Source organism: Micromonospora sp. NPDC049497, assembly GCF_044465805.1.
Taxonomy (GTDB): Bacteria; Actinomycetota; Actinomycetes; order Mycobacteriales; family Micromonosporaceae; genus Micromonospora.
Map to the genome: position 1 here is coordinate 254839 of NZ_JBITMC010000001.1, position 15281 is coordinate 270119.

The 15281-nt window shown below is 71.6% G+C and carries 15 protein-coding genes; 6 read left to right on the top strand and 9 right to left on the bottom strand.

Annotated elements, in window-relative coordinates:
* The gene (gene sucD, locus ACIBR0_RS01185) at nt 1-888 is read left to right on the top strand and encodes a succinate--CoA ligase subunit alpha (RefSeq protein ID WP_357031556.1); all 888 of its coding nucleotides are present in this window, start codon (nt 1-3) and stop codon (nt 886-888) included.
* Between the two features lie 49 nt (nt 889-937).
* Here the strand turns inward: sucD and ACIBR0_RS01190 are convergent, their stop codons facing one another.
* Nucleotides 938-1204 (bottom strand): DUF4190 domain-containing protein, encoded by a 267-nt coding sequence (locus tag ACIBR0_RS01190; protein ID WP_357031553.1) that lies wholly within the window; start codon nt 1202-1204, stop codon nt 938-940.
* Nucleotides 1205-1360: 156 nt separating this feature from the next.
* Here ACIBR0_RS01190 and ACIBR0_RS01195 point away from each other — a divergent pair, with 156 nt between their 5' ends.
* Entirely contained in the window at nt 1361-2647 is a 1287-nt protein-coding gene (locus tag ACIBR0_RS01195; RefSeq protein ID WP_396711983.1) for a DUF6350 family protein, read from the top strand.
* 52 nt (nt 2648-2699) lie between these two features.
* Here ACIBR0_RS01195 and ACIBR0_RS01200 read toward each other — a convergent pair whose 3' ends face one another.
* Nucleotides 2700-3242, bottom strand: a complete 543-nt coding sequence (locus tag ACIBR0_RS01200; protein WP_396711985.1) for a hypothetical protein — start codon at nt 3240-3242, stop codon at nt 2700-2702.
* A gap of 226 nt (nt 3243-3468) precedes the next feature.
* On the opposite strand from ACIBR0_RS01200, the gene purN reads away from it, so the two are divergent.
* Nucleotides 3469-4089 (top strand): phosphoribosylglycinamide formyltransferase, encoded by a 621-nt coding sequence (purN, locus tag ACIBR0_RS01205; protein WP_357031730.1) that lies wholly within the window; start codon nt 3469-3471, stop codon nt 4087-4089.
* Entirely contained in the window at nt 4086-5657 is a 1572-nt protein-coding gene (gene purH / locus ACIBR0_RS01210) for a bifunctional phosphoribosylaminoimidazolecarboxamide formyltransferase/IMP cyclohydrolase (RefSeq protein WP_396711987.1), read from the top strand. The genes purN and purH overlap by 4 nt, the downstream gene beginning before the upstream one ends.
* An 86-nt stretch (nt 5658-5743) precedes the next feature.
* On the opposite strand, the gene ACIBR0_RS01215 is transcribed toward purH, so the two are convergent.
* From ACIBR0_RS01215 to ACIBR0_RS01240, 6 genes are all read right to left on the bottom strand, one after another.
* The gene (locus ACIBR0_RS01215) at nt 5744-6034 is read right to left on the bottom strand and encodes a hypothetical protein (protein WP_396711989.1); all 291 of its coding nucleotides are present in this window, start codon (nt 6032-6034) and stop codon (nt 5744-5746) included.
* Between the two features lie 316 nt (nt 6035-6350).
* Nucleotides 6351-7373 (bottom strand): ABC transporter ATP-binding protein, encoded by a 1023-nt coding sequence (locus ACIBR0_RS01220; protein WP_396711991.1) that lies wholly within the window; start codon nt 7371-7373, stop codon nt 6351-6353.
* Nucleotides 7357-8394 carry an ABC transporter ATP-binding protein gene (locus ACIBR0_RS01225; RefSeq protein ID WP_357031741.1) on the bottom strand — a complete coding sequence of 346 codons (1038 nt, stop codon included), beginning with the start codon at nt 8392-8394 and terminating at the stop codon, nt 7357-7359. Before ACIBR0_RS01225 ends, ACIBR0_RS01220 begins: the two co-directional genes overlap by 17 nt.
* Nucleotides 8395-8401: 7 nt before the next feature.
* A complete protein-coding gene (locus tag ACIBR0_RS01230) occupies nt 8402-9370 on the bottom strand; it encodes an ABC transporter permease (protein WP_396711993.1) in 969 nt (322 codons plus the stop codon).
* Entirely contained in the window at nt 9363-10301 is a 939-nt protein-coding gene (locus ACIBR0_RS01235; protein ID WP_396711995.1) for an ABC transporter permease, read from the bottom strand. Before ACIBR0_RS01235 ends, ACIBR0_RS01230 begins: the two co-directional genes overlap by 8 nt.
* An 82-nt stretch (nt 10302-10383) precedes the next feature.
* Entirely contained in the window at nt 10384-11988 is a 1605-nt protein-coding gene (locus ACIBR0_RS01240; protein ID WP_396711997.1) for an ABC transporter substrate-binding protein, read from the bottom strand.
* A 446-nt stretch (nt 11989-12434) separates the two neighbouring features.
* On the opposite strand from ACIBR0_RS01240, the gene ACIBR0_RS01245 reads away from it, so the two are divergent.
* Nucleotides 12435-13295, top strand: a complete 861-nt coding sequence (locus tag ACIBR0_RS01245) for a bifunctional methylenetetrahydrofolate dehydrogenase/methenyltetrahydrofolate cyclohydrolase (protein WP_357031754.1) — start codon at nt 12435-12437, stop codon at nt 13293-13295.
* Nucleotides 13296-13421: 126 nt separating this feature from the next.
* Nucleotides 13422-14372 carry a malate dehydrogenase gene (gene mdh, locus ACIBR0_RS01250; protein ID WP_357031757.1) on the top strand — a complete coding sequence of 317 codons (951 nt, stop codon included), beginning with the start codon at nt 13422-13424 and terminating at the stop codon, nt 14370-14372.
* A 101-nt stretch (nt 14373-14473) separates the two neighbouring features.
* Here mdh and ACIBR0_RS01255 read toward each other — a convergent pair whose 3' ends face one another.
* Nucleotides 14474-15280: an MBL fold metallo-hydrolase gene (locus ACIBR0_RS01255; RefSeq protein ID WP_396712000.1), complete on the bottom strand. Its 807-nt coding sequence runs from the start codon at nt 15278-15280 to the stop codon at nt 14474-14476.
* Between the last annotated feature and the right edge of the window lies 1 nt (nt 15281).

Below are 15281 nucleotides of genomic sequence, written 5' to 3' on the forward strand. Positions count from 1 at the left end.
ATGGCTATCTGGCTGACCAAGGACTCGAAGGTCATCGTGCAGGGGATGACCGGCTCCGAGGGTTCCAAGCACACCCGGCGGATGCTCGCCGCCGGCACCAACGTCGTCGGCGGCGTCAACCCGCGCAAGGCCGGCACGACCGTCGACTTCGACGGCACCGAGCTGCCGGTCTTCGCCTCCGTCGCGGACGCGATGAAGGAGACCGGCGCCGACGTCACGGTGATCTTCGTACCGCCGCAGTTCACCAAGGGCGCGGTCGTCGAGGCCATCGACGCGGGCATCCCGCTGGCCGTCGTGATCACCGAGGGCGTGCCGGTGCACGACACCGCCGCGTTCTGGGCGTACAACGTCGCGCAGGGCGAGCGGACCCGGATCATCGGGCCGAACTGCCCCGGCATCGCCTCGCCGGGCGCCTCGAACGCCGGCATCATCCCGGCCGACATCACCGGCAGCGGCCGGATCGGCCTGGTCAGCAAGAGCGGCACGCTGACCTACCAGATGATGTACGAGCTGCGCGACATCGGCTTCTCCACCTGCGTCGGCATCGGTGGTGACCCGATCATCGGCACCACCCACATCGACGCGCTCGCCGCGTTCGAGGCCGACCCGGAGACCGACGCCATCGTCATGATCGGTGAGATCGGTGGCGACGCCGAGGAGCGGGCCGCCGAGTTCATCAAGGCGAACGTCACCAAGCCGGTGGTCGGCTACATCGCCGGCTTCACCGCCCCGCCCGGCAAGACCATGGGTCACGCTGGCGCGATCATCTCCGGCTCGGCCGGCACCGCGGAGGCCAAGCAGGCCGCCCTGGAGGCCGTCGGCGTCAAGGTCGGCAAGACGCCGACCGAGACCGCCAAGCTGATGCGGGAGATCATGTCCGCGGGCTGAGCCCGCACGACGTACGACGAGAGGGCCGACCGGGTTCCGGTCGGCCCTCTCAGTCGTTGTCGTAGAGCGGGTAGTTGCCGCCCGCCCAGAGGATCCCGCTGCCGATGATGTTGAGCACGCCGAAGGCGATGGCCAGGTAGCCGAGGATCGGCGACTGGCCGTAGCGCTTGGCGTCGCGGATCGACAGGTAGCCGAAGACGATGCCCAGGATGCCGCAGCAGAGCAGACCGGTGATGATGCCCAGTACGCCCCAGAGGGTCGTGCGGTCCCGGCCGGCAGCCGGCGGTGGCGGGGGCGGCGGGTACGGAGCGTTCACGACTTCCCTCTCCAGTGTCGGGTGCCGTGCGGTCGTCCCCCCGCGCCGAGGCTAGACCGGATCCGCGGCTGCCCGGCGGTGGATCAGGGAACTCGTAGCCGGTCGGAGGCGGTATCGGACTGCCGTCGCCGGTGCGGCATGCCAGAGTAGACCCCGATGTCGTCCGTCACCCCCGAACAGCCCAGAAGTGCCGCCCCACGGGTCGGCGCCGGTCCCCGGCCGCCCGGCCGTCCCGGCCCCGCCCGGCGGGTCCCCGCGCCGCGCTCCGGTGAGCCGGCCCGCCGCCGTGCCCCGCTCGCCGTGGCGGCCTCGGTGGCCGCCGGCGGTGCCGCGTTGACCTCCTGGCTGCCGGTCGCCGTGGTGCTCTGGCTGTTCCAGCTCAGCGAGGACGCCGCGTCCCTCGGCGGCGCGCTGCGCGCGGGCCTGGCCGGCTGGCTGCTCGGGCACGGGGTGCCGGTGACCACCGCCGCCGGCCCGCTCGGGCTCGCCCCGCTCGCACTGACCGGGCTGGCCCTCTGGCGCCTCGCCCGGGCGGGCGTGCACACCAGCCGTGCCATCGGGGCCCGCGGTGGCCGGTCACCCCACCGGACGCTCGCGGCCGCCGGGGCGGTCGGCCTGGCGTACGCGCTGCTCGGTGTCCTCGCCGCGCTGCTGGTCGGCACCGGCGGAACGGACGTCGCCCCGGTGCGGGCCGGGCTGACCCTCGCGGTGGTCGGCACGCTCGCCGCGCTCGTCGGCGCGGCACGGACCACGGGCGTCGCGGGCCTGCTCGCCGAACGGGCGGTGGCGCCGCTGCGCGACGGGGTACGCACCGGACTGGTCGCCGGGCTGCTGCTGCTCGGCGCCGGCGCGGGCGCGGCCGGGCTGGCGGTGGCGACCGGGGGCGGCGACGCCGCAGACCTGATCGGGGCGTACCGCACCGGGGTCGCCGGGCAGGCCGGGATCACCCTGGTCAGCCTCGCCTACGCCCCGAACGCGGCGATCTGGTCGACCAGCTACCTGCTCGGGCCCGGCTTCGCCGTCGGCACCGACACCGCCGTCCGCACGAGCGAGGTGTCCGTCGGCGCACTGCCCGCCGTACCGTTGCTGGCCGGCCTGCCGCGCGGCCCGGTCGACGGGTTCGGGACCGCGTTGCTCGCGGTGCCGGTCCTCGCCGGGATGGTCGCCGGCTGGCTGCTCGCGCGCCGGCTGCTGCGGCTCGCCGCCGACGACCGGAAGCCGCCGCGCTGGGGTCCCGTGCTGACCGCGGCGGCGCTCGCCGGGCCGGTCGCCGGCCTGCTACTGGGAGTCGCCGCGGCGGCCTCGGCCGGGCCGGTCGGCGGCGGCCGGCTGGCCGAGATGGGGCCGGTCGCCTGGCAGGTGGGGGCCGTCGCCGCCGCGGTCACCGCGGTCGGCGCGCTGCTCGGCGCCGCCGCGACCTGGTTCCTCGGTCGCCCGCGCTGAACGGCCGCCGGGCGCCCGGTCCGGCCGGGCGCCCCGTGGCGGCCCCTGAAGGTCAGTACGTGTCGGGCAGGTTGAGCCCGACGATGACCAGGACGATGTAGAGGATGCCCAGCACCGCGCCGATGCCGCCGCAGATGAGGCCGGCCAGAGCCTGGCCGGAGTTGTTGGCGAGCCCCTGGGCCGACTTCTGCTTGCCCAGCCAGCCGGTCACCACGGCGGCGATGCCCACCGGGAGGCCCAGGTAGCAGCAGACCAGCGGGATCGAGGCGATGCCGAGGATCATCGAGACCAGCCCGAGCGTGTTCTGCTGCCCACCGGGCGCCGGGTAGCCGGCGTTCGGATACATCGGCGTCCCGCCGTACGACGGCTGCCCGTACGGCTGCTGACCGTAGGGCTGCTGCCCGTACGGCTGCGGGGCGTACGGGTCCTGGTACGGCTGCTGCTGACCCCACGGCTGGCCCGAGGTGGGCGGCTGCGCGTACGGGTCGTAGGGCTGCCCGGAGGAGGGCTGCTGACCGTACGGCGCCGGAGGCGGGGGCGGGGCGGTCGGGTCCTGGTGGGGCTGCTGACCGTACGGGTCCTGACCGGGCTGCATCGCGGCCTACTCCTCGGGCGGGGGACCGACGCGGGGCGCCGGGATCACGGACGGGGGACGGGCCGGACGGGACCGGGCCCGGGAGACGGCAGCGTACCCGGTCGCCGCTCGCCCGGCCTCCGGTGAACGACGGGCCGTCCACCCTCCGGGCACCCGCCACGCCCCTCCGGAAACCGCGCGCTGCCCGCCGGTCGGGTCGCCCGGCGGTGCCCGATAGGGTTGCCCGGTGACCGAGCCCGCGTCCGCCGCCCGCATCGTCGTCCTCGTCTCCGGCTCCGGGAGCAACCTCCAGGCCCTGCTCGACGCCACCGCCGACCCCGCGTACGGCGCCCGGGTGGTCGCCGTCGGCGCGGACCGGGACGGCATCCGCGGCCTGGACCTGGCCGCCGCCGCCGGGGTGCCGACCTTCGTCGACCGGGTGCGGGACCACCCGGCCCGCGAGGACTGGGACAAGGCGCTGACCGCGCACGTCGCCGAGCACGAGCCCGACCTGGTCATCTCGGCCGGGTTCCTGAAACTGGTCGGCCCGCACTTCCTCGCCGCCTTCGGTGACCGCTACCTCAACACGCACAACACGCTGCTGCCGGCGTTCCCCGGCATCCACGGCCCCCGCGACGCGCTCGCCTACGGCGTGAAGGTCACCGGGGCCACGCTCTTCTTCGTCGACGCCGGCATGGACACCGGCCCGATCGTCGCGCAGGTCGCCGTGCCGGTCCTCGACGACGACGATGTGGACACGCTCACCGAGCGCATCAAGTCCGCCGAGCGGCGCCAGCTCGTCGAGCAGGTGGGCCGCCTGGTCCGCGAAGGTTGGACGATAACCGGAAGGAAGGTCACGGTTCCGTGAGTGCCACTGAGGGCGAGCGCCGCCCGATCCGTCGGGCGCTGGTCAGCGTCTACGACAAGGCCGGCCTGGTCGAGCTGGCCCGCGCCCTGCACACGGCCGGGGTGGAGATCGTCTCGACCGGGAGCACGGCGTCGACCATCGCCGGTGCCGGCGTGCCGGTGACCGCGGTGGAGACCGTCACCGGTTTCCCGGAGATCCTCGACGGCCGGGTCAAGACCCTGCACCCGAAGATCCACGGTGGCCTCCTGGCCGACCTGCGCAAGGACGCCCACGCCGCGCAGCTCGACGAGCACGGCATCGCCGGGATCGACCTGCTGGTGTCGAACCTGTACCCGTTCCAGGCCACCGTCGCCTCCGGCGCCAGCCAGGACGAGTGCGTGGAGCAGATCGACATCGGCGGTCCGGCGATGGTCCGGGCGGCCGCGAAGAACCACGCCTCCGTGGCGGTGGTGACCGACCCGGCCGCGTACCCGGCGCTGCTCGCCGCGCTCGACGCGGGCGGCTTCACGCTGACGCAGCGCAAGGCCCTCGCGGCCCGCGCCTTCGCCGACATCGCCGAGTACGACGTGGCCGTCGCCGACTGGTTCGCCGCCTCCCTCGTGCCGGCCGCCGACGGCTGGCCGCACTTCACCGGGCAGGCGCTGCGCCGCGAGGCGGTGCTGCGCTACGGCGAGAACCCGCACCAGGCGGCCGCCCTGTACGCCGACCCCGGCAGCCCGGCGGGTCTGGCCCAGGCGGAGCAGCTGCACGGCAAGGAGATGTCCTACAACAACTACGTCGACGCGGACGCCGCGTGGCGGGCCGCGAACGACTTCACCGACCAGCCGGCGGTGGCCATCATCAAGCACGCCAACCCCTGCGGCATCGCGGTCGGCGCCGACGTGGCCGACGCGCACCGCAAGGCGCACGAGTGCGACCCGGTCTCCGCGTTCGGCGGGGTGATCGCGGTCAACCGGCCCGTCTCGGTCGAGATGGCGCGGCAGGTCGCGGAGATCTTCACCGAGGTCGTCGTCGCTCCCGGCTACGACGAGGGCGCAGCCGAGGTCCTCCAGGCCAGGAAGAACATCCGGCTGTTGCGGGCGCCGGCGTTCGACCCCGCGAAGGTGGAGTGGCGGCAGGTCACCGGTGGTGTGCTGGTGCAGGTGCGGGACGCGGTCGACGCCGAGGGCGACGATCCGGCGACCTGGCGACTGGCCACCGGCGAGGCGGCGGACGAGGCGGCCCTGCGCGACCTCGCCTTCGCCTGGCGGGCGGTCCGCGCGGTGAAGAGCAACGCGATCCTGCTGGCCTCCGACGGCGCGACCGTCGGCGTCGGCATGGGCCAGGTCAACCGGGTCGACTCGGCCCGCCTGGCGGTGGAGCGGGCCGGCGCCGAGCGGGTCCGCGGCTCCGTCGCCGCCTCCGACGCCTTCTTCCCGTTCGCCGACGGTCCGAAGATCCTCATCGACGCGGGCGTGCGGGCGATCGTCCAGCCGGGTGGCTCGATCCGTGACGAGGAGGTCATCGCGGCCTGCAAGGAGGCCGGCGTGACCATGTACCTGACCGGCACCCGCCACTTCTTCCACTGACCCGCGCCGCCCTTCGCGCAGTTACACCGAAAGAGTGGCCATTCCACGCGGAATGGCCACTCTTTCTCTGTATCTGCGGCCTGAGGTCAGCCGACGCGGAGGGCGAGGGCGGCGCGGGTGCCGTCGGTGCGGTCGGCGCGTACGGTCCAGCAGCCCGGAGCGGAGAATGTCCAGTTGCTGCCCCACTCCTCCCCGGGGGCCTGCCAGCTGCTGCCGCCAGAGTGCCGGATCAGGTCGGCCACGTCGACGACGGCCCCGTCCGGTCCCTCGGCCCGCAGGGTCAGATCGCCCGAACCGGGTACCTTGAAGGCGATCTTGATCTGGATGCCCGCCCGGACCTCGGCCGCGAACAGCAGCGCCCGAGAGGTGGTCGGCACCCCGACCACCTCGTTGCCGGCCGTGCCGTAGCGGAAATCGGCCGGGCAGGGAACGGGCGGACCATCCGCGACGGCCGGGGATCGAGCGGCGGCGCCTCCAGGCGGGTCCGGTCGCGAGGGCGTGGCGTCGCAGGCGGTCACGACCACGACCAGCAGAACGGCAACCGCCCTTCCCGCACCCCGTCGACCCATCACCCCATCCTCCCGGTGGGTGGCAGGTAGCGGAAGATCGAAGCCCCCGCCGGCCGTGGAGGCTGGTCCGGTCTGTTAAGAAGGGCCCCTTGTACAACGCGAGGCGTTAACAAGGGGCCCTTCCTTACGCCCGCAGCTCCGCGAAGTGGCAGGCGGACGGGTGCGAGTCGGCCGCGCGCGGCACAGCCGGCGGGTCCTCGCGCGCGCAGACCTCCTGGGCCTTCCAGCAGCGGGTCCGGAAGTGGCACCCGCTCGGCGGGTTGGCCGGGCTCGGCACGTCACCCACCAGGCGGATCATCGTGCGGTTGTCGCGCAGCTCCGGGTCCGGCACGGGCACGGCGGAGAGCAGAGCCTGGGTGTACGGGTGGGTCGCGCGCTCGTAGATCTCGTTCTCGGTGCCGATCTCCACGATCCGCCCGAGGTACATCACCGCGACCCGGTCGGCGATGTGCCGGACCACCGACAGGTCGTGCGCGATGAAGATGTACGACAGACCCAGCTCGTCCTGGAGCTGCTCCAGCAGGTTGATCACCTGCGCCTGGATGGACACGTCCAGGGCGGAGACCGGCTCGTCGCAGACGAGGACCTCCGGCTTCAGGGCGAGCGCGCGGGCGATGCCGATGCGCTGGCGCTGACCGCCGGAGAACTGGTGCGGGTACCGGTTGATGTGCTCGGGGTTCAGGCCGACCACGTCCAGCAGTTCCTGCACCCGCTGCTGCCGGCTGCCCTTCGGGGCCGCCTCGGGGTGGATCTCGAACGGCTCGCCGATGATGTCGCCGACCGTCATGCGGGGGTTGAGCGAGGTGTACGGGTCCTGGAGCACCATCTGCATGTTGCGTCGCAGCCGGCGCAGCTCGGAACCGGACGCCTTGAACAGGTCCTTGCCCTCCAGGGTGGCGCTGCCGGAGGTGGGCGTCTCCAGGCGCATCAGCAGCCGGGCGAGGGTGGACTTGCCGCAGCCGGACTCGCCGACGATGCCGAGCGTCTCGCCGCGGCGCAGCTCGAAGCTCACCCCGTCGACGGCCTTGACCGCGCCGACCTGCCTCTGGAACACCACGCCCCGGCTGATCGGGAAGTGCTTGACCAGGTTCTCGACGGACAGGACCGTCTCGCCGCGGACCTTGGTGGAGCTAGCGGGCACTGTCATCATGGACCTCCTGCGCGAAGTGGCACGCGCTGGTCCGGCCGTCACCGAGGACCAGGTCGTGCGGCACGACGTCCACGCAGACCTGCTGCGCGTACGGGCAACGGGGGTGGAACGGGCAGCCGGAGGGGATCCGCATCAGGTTGGGCGGCAGCCCCTTGATCGTCGACAGCTGCTGCCCACGCTGGTCCATCCGCGGGATCGACTCCAGCAACCCCTTCGTGTACGGGTGGGCCGGTGCCTTGTACAGCGGGCGGACGTCGGCGTGCTCGACGATCCGTCCGGCGTACATGACGGCGATCCGGTCCGCGACGCCGGCGACCACACCGAGGTCGTGGGTGATCAGGATCATCGCCATGTCGAGGTCTCGGCGCAGGTCGGCCAGCAGGTCCATGATCTGGGCCTGCACGGTGACGTCCAGCGCCGTGGTGGGCTCGTCGGCGATGAGCACCTTCGGGTTCATCGCGAGCGCCATGGCGATCATGACGCGCTGGCGCATGCCGCCGGAGAACTGGTGCGGGTAGTCGCCGAGGCGGTTCTGCGCGGCCGGGATCTTCACCAGGTCCATCAGCTCGATCGCCCGGCGACGGGCGTCGCCCCGGGACATCCCGGCCCGCTGGCGCAGCGTCTCGCCGATCTGCCAGCCGACCGGGAAGGTCGGGTTGAGGGCGGACAGGGCGTCCTGGAAGATCATCGCGATCTCCTTGCCCCGTACCTGCCGGCGCTTCTCCTCCGGCTGGGTGAGCAGGTCCCGGCCCTGGTAGAGGATCTGGCCGGAGCGGATCACCGCGGGCGGGGTGTCCAGGATGCCCATGATCGCCTGGGCGGTGACCGACTTGCCGGAGCCGGACTCGCCCAGGACGGCGAGCGTCTCACCGGCGTCCAGGTGGTACGAGACACCGTTGATGACCTTGGCGACGCCCTCGCCGGTGCGGAACTCGACGTGCAGGTCCCGTACCTCCAGCAGGTGACCGCCCTCGGGCGTCGGGGAGGCGGGGGTGGGGTGGACGGCGGAGTGGGTCATGAGTCTGTCACCGCAGCTTCGGGTCGAAGGCGTCACGGATCGCGTCGCCGAGCATGATGAACGCCAGCACGGTGAGCGCGAGGAAGGTCGATGGCACGAGCAGCGGGATGGCCGACTCGCGCATGTGGACACGCCCAGTGTCGATGTCCTGGCCCCAGGAGATGGTCGGGTCCTTGAGACCGATGCCGAGGAAGGACAGCGTCGCCTCGGCGGCGATGAACGAGCCGAGCGCGATGGTCAGCACCACGACGGCCGGGGCGAGGGCGTTCGGCAGGATGTGCCGCCACATGATCCGCCCGTTGCCGGCGCCGAGCATCCGGGCCGCCGCGACGTAGTCCTGCTCCTTGGCGGTGATCACCGAGGAACGCACGACCCGGGCCGCGGTCGTCCAGCCGAGCACCGCCAGCACGAAGATGATCGCCGCGATGCGGACCGTGGAGCTGTCGCTGGTGACCCGCTTCAGGAGCACGATCGCGGCGAGCAGCAGCGGGATGCCGAGCACGATGTCGATCACCCGGGAGAGCACCGCGTCGACCCAGCGGCCGAAGAAGCCGGCCAGCATGCCGACGACCAGCGCGATCGCACCGGTGAGCAGGGCCGACAGGGCGCCGACCAGCAGCGAGGCCCGGGTGCCGTACACCGCCCGGGCGTACGTGTCGCAGCCCTGGAAGTCGTACCCGAAGATCGCCCCGGCGGACGGCCCGGCGTGCTGGCGGGCCAGCACGCAGTCGGCCGGGTCGTTGCTGGTGAACAGGCCCGGGAGGGCGGCCATCGCGGTGAACAGCAGGACCAGCGCGAGGCTGATCCAGAAGATGGGCTTGCGGCGCAGGTCCCGCCAGGCGTCGCCGGCGAGGCTGCGCGGCTTGCCGGCGAGGGTCGAGGTGCCGCCGACCTGGTTCGGGGCCCCGGGCTCACCCGAGGGTCCCCGCCGCGCGGCCTGGTTCTCGCTGGCCGCCACGGTTTCGAAGTCACTCATAGCGAATCCTCGGGTCGAGTACGGCGTACAGGACGTCCACCACCAGGTTGGAGACGAGGTAGACCACGACGAGCACGCTGACGATTCCCACCACCAATGGGCCGTCCTCGGTGCGGATGCCGCGAAAGAGGTTGAAGCCGACACCGGGGATGTTGAACACGCCCTCGGTGATGATCGCGCCGCTCATCAGGTTGCCCAGCTCGACGCCGAGGAAGGTGACCACCGGGATGAGCGAGTTGCGCAGCACGTGCACGCCGACGATGCGGCGCTTGACCAGGCCCTTGGAGCGGGCGGTACGCACGTAGTCGGCGCGCAGGTTCTCCGCCACCGAGGTCCGGGTCAGCCGCAGCGCGGTGGCCAGCGACAGGGAGCCGAGGACGATGCCGGGGAGCAGCAGCGCGTACCAGTCCGGGTCGGCACCGGCGGTGGGCGGGAAGACCTGCCACCGGACGCCGAGGAAGTACTGCGCCAGCGGGGCGAGCACGATGGTCGGGATGCCGAGCACGAGCAGGGTCAGCACCAGCGTCGAGTTATCGAAGATGCTGGCCCGCCGGATGCCGGCGAGGACGCCCGCGGTGACGCCGAAGAGCACGGCGACGGCCATGGCGATCAGGGCCAGCCGGACCGTGACCGGCCAGGCGTCGGCGAGGATGTCGCCGATCTGCCGGCCGGTGAGGGACTCGCCCAGATCGCCCTGGAGCAGGTTGGAGATGTAGTCGAAGTACCGGTAGAAGAAGCCACCGACCCCGGTCTGGTCCAGGTGGAACTTCTCCGTCAGGTATGCCCGCTGGGCGGCGGTGACCGGACGCTCGCCGGCGAGCGCCTGGATCGGGTCGCCCTGACCGGCGAACATCAGCGCGTAGACGATCAGCGTGGTCCCGAAGAACGCGAGGACCATCTGGAGCAGACGCCGCAGAATGAAGCGGAACATACTTGGCAGTCTCTCTGAAAAGGGGCGAAGAGGGAGGCGGGTCGGGCCACCGTCCGCCGATGGCCCGACCCGTCGTGCCGTGTTACTTGACGGCCTCGATCTTCAGCAGGTCGATGCGGTCGAAGAGATCCATCTCCACGTTCGTGACCTTGGTCGAGTGACCGAAGTTGTTCTGGCCGAACCGGAGCGGAATCACCGGCAGGTCCTCGGCCAGAAGGTCCTCGGCCTGCTGGTACTTCTCGATCGCCTCTTCCTCGGTGGCCGCCGCCGAACCCTCGGCCAGGAGCTTGTCGAACTCCGGGTTGCTGTAGCCGTAGTAGTTCGACGAGCCGTTGGTGCTGTACAGCGGGCCGAGGTAGTTCTCCATGGACGGGTAGTCCATGACCCAACCCATGCGGAACAGGCCCACCGGCTGCTTGGCCTTGACCTTGGTCAGCAGGTCCGCGAACTTCGGCTCGGCGGTGCCCACGCAGTCCACGCCCAGGTTGGCCTTGATCTGGTTGCAGGTCGCGTCGACCCAGTCCTTGTGGCCACCGTCGCCGTTGTAGGAGATCTGGATCTCGCGGGGACCACCGGCCGCCACGTACAGGGCCTTGGCCTTCGCGGCGTCGAACTGGCCGGCCTCGCCGACGGTGTTCTCGCGGTAGCCCGCGACGACCGGCGAGACGAACGCGCGCGCCGGCTTCTGCGAGTCCTTGAAGATCGCCGTGGTGATCTCGTCGCGGTCGATCGCCATCGAGATCGCCTTGCGGACGTCCGGCTTGCTGAACTCCTTCTGGTACGTCGGGAAGGAGAGGAACTGGAACGTCGAGGCGGGGCTCTGCTTGAACCGGTCGCCCAGGTCCGTCGAGGCGGTCGACAGGTTCTCGGTGGGGATCGTCTTGATCACGTCGAGGTTGTCCGACAGTACGTCCGCGTACGCGGCGGTCTGCTGCTGGTAGATCCGGAACTCGACGCCGGCCACCTTCGGCTTCTCGCCGGGGAAGGCGTCGTACTTCTCGACCTCGACCTTGGCGTCGTGCTGCCAGGTGCCCTTCATCTTGAACGGGCCCTGACCGATCGGCGCCTGCTCGTAGCCCTCGGCCAGCACGCCGGGCGCGGAGAACGCGGCCTTCGGCATCGGGTAGAAGGCGGTGTAGCCGAGCATGGTCTTGAACTCGGAGTACGGCTGGGACAGCGTGACGGTGAAGGTCAGGTCGTCGACCTTCTTCAGGCCGGTGAGCTTGTCGGCCTTCGGCTTCTCACCCTGCAGGTCCTCGTACCCGGCGATCTTCTCGTAGAAGTAGCTGGAGTTCTGACCGTTCGGGGCGTACGCGCCGTAGTTCCACGCGTCGATGTAGTTGTCGGCGGTGACCTTCTCGCCGTTGTGGAAGGTGTAGCCGTCCTTCAGCTTGATCGTCCAGACAGTGTTGTCCGACGACGTCACCGACTCGGCCGCCACCTCGTAGGCCTTGTTGGCCTCGTCGTAGTCGACCAGCGGGCTGAACAGGGCGGCGAGCACCTGCGAGCCGCTCGTCTCGTTGGTGTTGGTCGGCACCAGGTGCTGCGGCTCGGCGATCTCGATCCGCACGGCCGCGTTGGGGTCGCTCTCACCGGATCCGCTGCCGCCGCCCGAGCCGCAGGCCACCAGGCCCAGGGTCACCGCAAGCGGGAGAGCGGTCCAGGCAGCCAGCCTACGAACTCGCATGAAGTCTCCTCATCTCCTCACGCTGCGCAGTCAGGCCCGGCGTTGGGTGACGCTGCGCAACGTTGGGCAACGGTAAGTCGTCCGGCGCCCGTCGGCAACGAGGGCGTTGCGAAGCGGTAACGGTGCGGTCATCGCCGTCTTGCCCGCGGCTCCTGTTCCTGCTATGGGGGCCGCCAGCCTCGTGCCTTTCACCAGGGGGTTGTCGGCGGTCGGTGGTGACGAGGGAGGGTCCGGTTCGGCACGCTTGAGTCGTCTGGTGGTGCCCACGCGGTTTGCGCCCGCGGCGATCCCCTCGTCGGTTGCGGCTGTGAGGGGCTCAACAAAAAATTACGCATGGTGACTAAGCGCACTTCACTCACCGTTACCTGGCGGCGCGTCCGGCGGACCGGCCGACGGGCTGCGCATGTCGTCGCGATCGTGGGGGGCGGCCGTGAGACGATCTGGGCGTGACGGCGACGCTTCTGGACGGCAAGGCGACCGCGGCCGAGATCAAGGACGAGCTGCGGACGCGGGTGAAGGCACTCGCGGAACGCGGGATCACGCCGGGACTCGGCACCGTGCTGGTCGGCGCGGATCCCGGTTCCCAGGCGTACGTCAACGGCAAGCACCGGGACTGCGCAGAGGTCGGCATCTCCTCCATCCGGCGTGAGCTGCCCGCCGACGCCACGCAGGACCAGGTCGACGCGGTCCTGGCCGACCTGAACGCCGACCCGGCCTGCCACGGGTACATCGTCCAACTGCCGCTGCCCGGCCACCTGGACACCCAGCGGGTGCTGGAGCTGATCGACCCGGACAAGGACGCCGACGGCCTGCACCCGGTCAACCTGGGCCGGCTCGTGCTGGGCTACCCCGGACCCCTGCCCTGCACCCCGCGCGGCATCGTGGAGCTGCTCCGCCGGCACGACGTCGCGCTGCGCGGCGCCAAGGTCGCGGTCGTCGGCCGGGGCAACACCGTCGGCCGCCCGCTGGGCCTGCTGCTGACCCGGCGCAGCGAGAACGCCACCGTGACCCTGTGCCACACCGGCACCCTGGACCTCCCCTCGCACACTCGCGCCGCCGACATCGTCATCGTGGCGGCGGGCGTACCGGGCCTGCTCACCGCCGACATGATCAATCCGGGCGCGGTGGTGGTGGACGTGGGCATCACCCGGGTGATCGGCCCGGACGGCAAGGGCCGCTACACCGGCGACGTCGACCCCGGGGTGGCCGAGGTGGCCGGTGCGCTGGTCCCGATGCCGGGCGGCGTCGGCCCGATGACCCGCGCCATGCTTCTCACCAACGTGGTCGAGCGGGCCGAGCGCGACTGAGCGGGCCGGACCGGACGGCGGTGACGTTCACCCCATCCCGGCGATGGTCGCCGCCCCTGGCCCGATCGGTGCCAGGATGACTGATACGGTCCGGAAAACCGACTGGTATCAGGGAGTGGGACGACCATGGGTAAGAAGGTCACTGTCGTCGGGGCCGGCTTCTACGGCTCCACCACCGCACAGCGCCTGGCCGAGTACGACGTCTTCGACACCGTCGTGATCACCGACATCGTGGAGGGCAAGCCCGCGGGTCTCGCCCTGGACCTCAACCAGTCGCGCGCGGTCGAGGGCTTCGAGACCAAGGTCGTCGGCGTCACCACCGGCCCGAACGGCGAGGGCTACGAGGCCATCGAGGGCTCGGACGTCGTCGTCATCACCGCCGGTCTGCCCCGCAAGCCGGGCATGAGCCGGATGGACCTGCTGGAGACCAACGCCAAGATCGTGCGCCAGGTGTCCGAGAACGTCGCCAAGTACGCCCCGAACGCGGTCGTCATCGTCGTCTCCAACCCGCTGGACGAGATGACCGCGCTGGCCCAGCTCGCCACCCAGTTCCCGAAGAACCGGGTGCTCGGCCAGGCCGGCATGCTCGACACCGCCCGGTTCACCAACTTCGTCGCCGAGGCCCTCGGCGTACCGGTGAAGTCGGTCCGGACCCTGACCCTCGGCTCGCACGGCGACACGATGGTTCCGGTCCCGTCGAAGAGCACCGTCAACGGCAAGCCGCTGCGCGAGGCCATGCCGGCCGAGCAGATCGAGGAGCTGGTCGTCAAGACCCGCAACGGTGGCGCCGAGGTCGTCGCGCTGCTGAAGACCGGCTCGGCGTACTACGCCCCGTCCGCCGCCGCCGCCCGCATGGCCAAGGCCGTCGCGGAGGACTCCGGCGAGGTCATGCCGGTCTGCGCCTGGGTCGACGGCGAGTACGGCATCGCCGGCGTGTACCTGGGCGTCGAGGCCGAGATCGGCGCCGAGGGCGTCAAGCGGGTCGTCGAGACCGACCTGGACGCCGACGAGCTGGCGAGTCTCAAGGAGGCCGCCGAGGCTGTCCGCGCCAAGCAGGCCGACGTCGCCAGCATGTGATCCATCAGCACGACCCGAAAGGGGGCACGCCGGCACATCGGCGTGCCCCCTTTCGCGCCGAGCGCGATCGTGCGCGTCCAGGGCCCGGGGATGGGAGGGGATCAGAGAGGGGTGAAGGGGGCGGAGAGGTGGGGGGTGGCGAGGGTTGTCGGGAGACCCGCGGCCAGGTCGCGCACCAGCGTCGTGCGGGACCGCCGGGCGGTCGCCGGATCCACCTCGTGGACGTACGCGAGGGTGGGCTCCACCAGCTGCACGGCGTGCACCAGCAGGTCGCCGGTGAGCAGGAGTCGCTCGTGGGCCGCCTCCACCAGAACCGACTGGTGGCCGGGGGTGTGTCCCGGGGTCGGCAGCAGTCGTACGCCCGGGATCAGGGTCGTCTCGCCGTCGACCACCCGGAGCTGGCCGGCGGTGCGCAACGGCGCGACCAGGCCGGCCGGCAGCCCCGGGTTGATGGTCTCCGTCGCGTCCAACTCGGCCCGCTGGACCACGTAGTCGGCGTTCGGGAACCACGGTCGGCCCGGCGTGCCGGTCACCGCCCAGCCGATGTGGTCGCTGTGCAGATGGGTGAGGACGACCGTACGGACGTCGGCGGGTTCGATGCCGGCGGCGGCCAGTTCCTCCGGGAGCCGGCCCGGCACCGGCGCCCAGCTCGCGGCGGGGGAGTCGGCCGGACCGATGCCGGCGTCGACAAGCGTGACCGGCCCGTCCCCGGCGCGCAGCGCGAAGCTGCGGAAGGACAACCACCACCGTCCGTCCGCCGTCGTCGACGCCGGGTCACGCCGGTCCGCCGCGCGCCACTGCCCGGGCGTGGCGTCCGGGAACGCCTCCTCGCGCGGTTGGAAGAACGGCCCCTCGCCGTCGCTCAGTGCGGTGACCGTGATAGACCCGAGGATGCGGCTCAGTGGCATC

Bases quoted from the DNA above. Each gene is read 5' to 3' on its own strand.
- sucD (WP_357031556.1), top strand. From the start codon at position 1: ATGGCTATCTGGCTGACCAAGGACTCGAAGGTCATCGTGCAGGGGATG.
- ACIBR0_RS01195 (WP_396711983.1), top strand. From the start codon at position 1,361: ATGTCGTCCGTCACCCCCGAACAGCCCAGAAGTGCCGCCCCACGGGTC.
- ACIBR0_RS01200 (WP_396711985.1), bottom strand. From the start codon at position 3,242: ATGCAGCCCGGTCAGGACCCGTACGGTCAGCAGCCCCACCAGGACCCG.
- ACIBR0_RS01220 (WP_396711991.1), bottom strand. From the start codon at position 7,373: ATGACAGTGCCCGCTAGCTCCACCAAGGTCCGCGGCGAGACGGTCCTG.
- ACIBR0_RS01225 (WP_357031741.1), bottom strand. From the start codon at position 8,394: ATGACCCACTCCGCCGTCCACCCCACCCCCGCCTCCCCGACGCCCGAG.
- ACIBR0_RS01230 (WP_396711993.1), bottom strand. From the start codon at position 9,370: ATGAGTGACTTCGAAACCGTGGCGGCCAGCGAGAACCAGGCCGCGCGG.
- ACIBR0_RS01235 (WP_396711995.1), bottom strand. From the start codon at position 10,301: ATGTTCCGCTTCATTCTGCGGCGTCTGCTCCAGATGGTCCTCGCGTTC.
- ACIBR0_RS01240 (WP_396711997.1), bottom strand. From the start codon at position 11,988: ATGCGAGTTCGTAGGCTGGCTGCCTGGACCGCTCTCCCGCTTGCGGTG.
- mdh (WP_357031757.1), top strand. From the start codon at position 13,422: ATGGGTAAGAAGGTCACTGTCGTCGGGGCCGGCTTCTACGGCTCCACC.
- ACIBR0_RS01255 (WP_396712000.1), bottom strand. From the start codon at position 15,280: ATGCCACTGAGCCGCATCCTCGGGTCTATCACGGTCACCGCACTGAGC.